This is a genomic window from Streptomyces sp. NPDC059695, from assembly GCF_042733785.1.
In the GTDB taxonomy this organism is placed as follows: domain Bacteria; phylum Actinomycetota; class Actinomycetes; order Streptomycetales; family Streptomycetaceae; genus Streptomyces.
Genome location: NZ_JBHWFF010000012.1, coordinates 171,511 through 175,244, shown reverse-complemented (window position 1 = coordinate 175,244; position 3,734 = coordinate 171,511). Strand labels below are relative to the sequence as shown.

At 77.2% G+C, this 3,734-nt stretch carries 2 protein-coding genes and 1 pseudogene; 1 reads left to right on the top strand and 2 read right to left on the bottom strand.

All coding sequences use genetic code 11. The features are described 5' to 3' along the window. The first annotated feature begins 325 nt into the window (after window positions 1–325). Window positions 326–733, top strand: a complete 408-nt coding sequence (locus ACFV2S_RS17505) for a cobalamin B12-binding domain-containing protein (protein WP_383801815.1) — start codon at window positions 326–328, stop codon at window positions 731–733. A gap of 182 nt (window positions 734–915) precedes the next feature. Here ACFV2S_RS17505 and ACFV2S_RS17500 read toward each other — a convergent pair whose 3' ends face one another. Together ACFV2S_RS17500 and ACFV2S_RS17495 are read right to left on the bottom strand one after the other, a co-directional pair. Beyond that, entirely contained in the window at window positions 916–2,616 is a 1,701-nt protein-coding gene (locus tag ACFV2S_RS17500) for a DUF5691 domain-containing protein (protein ID WP_385559349.1), read from the bottom strand. A 38-nt stretch (window positions 2,617–2,654) separates the two neighbouring features. After that, window positions 2,655–3,734, bottom strand: a pseudogene (locus tag ACFV2S_RS17495) (SWIM zinc finger family protein); the annotation flags it as partial.

Below are 3,734 nucleotides of genomic sequence, written 5' to 3'. Positions count from 1 at the left end.
GGGGTGCGTTGGGTTTGCACCTGGGCGGGCCCCCGGACGGGCCCGGGGGGCGGGGGGGGGCGCGGGCCGCCCGCGCCCCCGCGCGCCCCGCGGGGGGGCCGGGGGGCGCGGCGGACCTCGTCGCGGCTCCCTTCGCGACCGGCCCCGCTCGCGGCTGGTGGGCCCAGGAGGAGGGCCCGAAAGCGGGGACGGCGCAGAGCGAACATGTCCCACGTGTGATTTCCCCCTCGGTGGCCTCCGCGAAACGGCCGGGTGCGGGATGCTGGGGATAACGTTCGTTCACCTCCCCGGCAATGAGGCGCGGGGGTCGCATGTGGAGGCAGTGATGGGTGTGAGCGGTCCGATCCGCGTCGTGGTCGCCAAGCCGGGTCTCGACGGCCACGATCGCGGAGCCAAGGTGATCGCGCGGGCTCTCCGCGACGCCGGCATGGAGGTCATCTACACCGGGCTCCACCAGACGCCCGAGCAGATCGTCGACACCGCGATCCAGGAGGACGCCGACGCGATCGGCCTCTCGATCCTCTCCGGAGCGCACAACACGCTGTTCGTGAAGGTCCTGGAGCTGCTCAGGGACCGCGACGCGGAGGACATCAAGGTCTTCGGCGGCGGCATCATCCCCGAGGCCGACATCGCCCCGCTGAAGGAGAAGGGCGTGGCGGAGATCTTCACGCCGGGCGCGACGACCACGTCCATCGTCGACTGGGTCAACGCGAACGTGCGCGTCGCCGCGTAACCGCTGCGCGTGCGCGTCTGCCCACAGGGCCCTCCCTTCCGGGAGGGCCCTGTCGTGCTCCGGGGCGGGTGCCGGTCCGGTCCTGACGGGTGGGCTTCCGCGGGCCGGACCGCGCCCGCGCGAGAGCGCCGGAACCGACCCGGACCGGGACGCGGTGCGTGGCCGGTTCGCGGTCGGGTGGGTCACAGCGGCGGTGCGGTCGCGGAGAGGTGCGGCGGTGCGGTCGCAGTGAAGGGCGGCGGCGGGGTCGCGGAGAGGTGCGGCGGCGGGGTGAGTTCGGCGTGCATCGCCGCGCGGAGCCGGAGCGTGGAGACCAGGCGCTGGAAAGCCTCCGCCCAGTAGTCGCCCGCGCCGGGGGAGCTGCCCTCGGCCTCGTCGGACCGGGCGGTCAGTGACTCCAGCTGCCGTGCCGCCTCCGGGGCGAGGCAGCGCTCCGCCAGGCCCATCACCCCGCTGAAGCTCCACGGGTAACTGCCCGCCTCCCGTGCGATGTCGAGGGCGTCGATCACCGCCTCGCCGAGCGGCTCGGCCCACGGCACGGCACAGACACCGAGCAGCTGGAACGCCTCCGAGAGTCCGTGCGCCGCGACGAACGCGGCGACCCAGCGCGCCCGTTCCTCCACGGGAAGCGTCGACAGGAGCTGGGCCCGCTCGGCCAGGGAGGAGGTGCCGGGCCCCGTCGCGGGCGGGACGGCGGGGGAACCGAGGAGCGCGCGCGACCACGCCGGGTCCCGCTGCCGGACGGCCGCCCGGCACCAGGCCGCGTGCAGCTCGCTCTGCCAGTCGTCGGCGACCGGGAGCGAGACGATCTCCTCCGGGCTCCGACCCCCGAACCTGGCCGGCCAGGAGGACAGCGGCGCCGCCTCGACGAGCTGGCCCAGCCACCAGGAGCGCTCGCCCCGGCCCGCCGGGGGCGTCGCCACCAGGCCGTCCCGCTGCATCGCCGCGTCGCACTCGTGCGGGGCCTCGACAGCGATCGTCGGCACCGGGGCCGTCCGGTCCAGGCCGACACAGGTGGCGGCCCGGCCCGCCATGCGGCCGGCCAAGGCGGAGGCCGGCAGGGCGGAGAGCAGCTCGGCGGCGGTGGCCCGGACGTTACGGCTCCGGTCGCCGAGGGCCTCCTCCAGGAACTCCTCGTCGGCGTCGGAGAGTCCGTTGCGCAGCGAGTCCAGGAACATCAGCCGGTCCTCCGCCCGCTCGACGGACCAGGTCGAGGCGAGCAGCGCGCGACCGGCGGCCGGTTCGTCGGTCCGTACGGCTGCCAGCAGCGCGACCCGCTCGGCGAACAGCCCCTCGTCCCACAGGGCGCGGACCCCCTCCGGGTCCTTCGGCGAGGGGAGGCCGCCGCCCGCCCCCGTGCCCCGGAGGGCGAACCTCCACTCGGGGTTGAGCCGGGCCAGCCACAGGCCGCGGGGCCCGGCCAGACGGAGCGCCTGGGGCCGCAGATCGGTGCGGGCCCTGGCCGCGTCGAGCAGCGCCGGCAGGGCGGCGGGCGACGCCTTGTAGCCGTGCCGGTTGGCGAGGGCCAGCCACTGGGGGAGCAGCTCGGCCAGGTCGGGGGCGGACCCGCGCCGCCCCGCGGGCGCGGGTGCGGCGCGGCCCGCGAGCAGCTGGTCGAGCCGGCGCCGGGCGGCCTCGGGCAGCGGTGCGCGCGGGTCCTCGGGGGCGGGCTCCGGCAGGGGCGCGGCGGTCCCGGGCCGCAGTCCGGCCCTGCGCCGCACGGTGTGCAGCGCGGCGGCGTCGAGCAGGGCGCCGGGTACGTCCCGGGCGGCCAGGGGGCCCGGGAGTCCGGTGGGAGGCCGCCGGTCCGTCCCCAGGAGCGCCGAGCTGACGAGCTCCTCCCAGAGCCGGGCGGCCCCGTCGGTGGTCGAGGTGGTGTCCATCGGGCTCCTCCCGTGGTGCGGTGCGGGGTGACCGGGCGTCATATGAGGGGGACCGTCTCTCCCGGGGCCTCCGGCGACCAGGCGGCGAGCGGCGTGAACCCCCGGTGCCCGCACTCCCCGAAGACGGTCACCGGAGCCCCGCCGGACAGGGCGACCAGGCGCCAGAGACCGGGCCGGGACCCGGCGGCGGGCGTCAGGGGCAGCGCCTCGCGGCCGTCGGCGTCGGCGAGCTGCCAGCCGTACTCCGCGCGCGCCGGCACGACCCCGCTCAGCGTCACCGGCCAGGACTCCAGCCAGGGGTCCTCGGCCAGCGCCCTGCCGTAGGCGTCGAGTGCCGAGCCGACCGGTCCGCCCGCCGGCGGGGCGACGGGTCCGGCGACCGGGACGAACCGCTCGCCGGGCTCCGCCCGCACCTGGCCCGCGCCGCGGTGCGGGGTCAGTTCGCCGTCGAGCAGCGCGCCCACGGGGAGCGCGAGCTGCGGCGCCCGGCCCGCCGCGCCGAACGAGAGCAGGAGCGCGGTGCGTCCCGTCGTCGTGCCGTGCAGCCAGATCCTCCGGGTGGTCAACCGGGTGTCGGCCGCGTCGTACTGCGCGAGGACCAGCCAGTGGTCGCGCAGCGGGACGCCGTCGGCCGGGGAGGGCAGGCCCACCCGGGTCCGCACCGTCGTCGCGAACGGGGCGGGCAGCCGGTCCGCCGCCAGCCACGCCCGGTCGAGGAGGTGCGTCAGGGCGCACTCCTCCAGGAGCCGCACCGGCCAGCCCGCCCCCGAGCCCGGTATCGCCCCCAGCTCCCGGACGCGCCCGGCGAGCCCCGGCGCCTGGGCGTCGACCATGCGGGCCGCCGTCTCCTCCCACAGTGCGTACCCCGTCTGCCCGGCCGCCGCGAGGCCGCCGCGCAGCAGGTCGGCGAGGCGCCGCTCCAACTCCTGGGCGCCCGAGGTGATCCGGGCCGCCCTGCGCTCGGCCCTGCGGCGCGCCGCCTCGGGGTCGGCCGGTGCCCCCGGAGCCGCGTCCCCCCCCCGCCGGGGCGACAACTCCGTGAACTAGACCTACCAGGTCACGTACGAGGTCAGCGGCAAGGGCAGATGTCTCTTATACACAAATACCAACCCCCCAGA